The organism is Dryocola clanedunensis (assembly GCF_038405435.1).
Lineage (GTDB): Bacteria > Pseudomonadota > Gammaproteobacteria > Enterobacterales > Enterobacteriaceae > Dryocola > Dryocola clanedunensis_A.
Genome location: NZ_JBBYHZ010000136.1, coordinates 1 through 596 on the forward strand (window position 1 = coordinate 1; position 596 = coordinate 596).

The following is a 596-nucleotide window of genomic DNA, read 5'->3' on the forward strand; positions in this document are numbered from 1 at the left end:
GTGCGGCCGGCGCCACGCCAAGGAATTCGGCGCGCACGCGGTCGCGGTCCTGCGGTGGAGTGCGCTGGGCGACCAGGGTCAGCTGGGTGAGCTGGGAGGGCGTGAGCTGGCGCAGCACCGCCAGCGCGGTGGGGCGCTGCTCGGCCGGCAGATACCCGAACAGGCCCTGCAGCTTGGTGAACTCATGCCCGAGCTGTGGGCCAAGCAGCCAGCCGTCGCGGAAGCGCTGGTCCTGTTCGGCGAAGCGCTGGCGAAGCGCCTGCTGCTGGGCCGGCGGCAGGGCCGCCACGCGCGCCGCCGCGGCGCGGACACGGGCACGCTCGCTTTCGGTCATGGCCTGCCAGGCGGCATAGCGGCTGCGCAGCTCGCGCAGCTGGGCCGGATCCAGCGCCGCAGGCGTGGCCGGGATCGCCGGGGCGGTGGCACTGGCAGGCGCGGGCACCGCCAGCGGCACTTCGACCCGGTTGGGGGCGGCGATGGCCGCACTGGACAGCCCAAGGGCGATCAGCAGGAAGGCAGGCTTACTCATCGGCGGCAGCCGTCTCCAGGCCGGCGGTGGCGGGTTCGGGGCGGCTCGGCTGGGCCTGCGATTCGTC

1 protein-coding gene is annotated in these 596 nt (G+C 74.8%); it reads right to left on the bottom strand.

Annotated features, from left to right (window positions below):
* A partial coding sequence (locus AAE045_RS23860) for a DUF3106 domain-containing protein (RefSeq protein ID WP_455549779.1) occupies nt 1–529 on the bottom strand: 529 nt, incomplete at its 3' end.
* Nucleotides 530–596 lie beyond the last annotated feature (67 nt).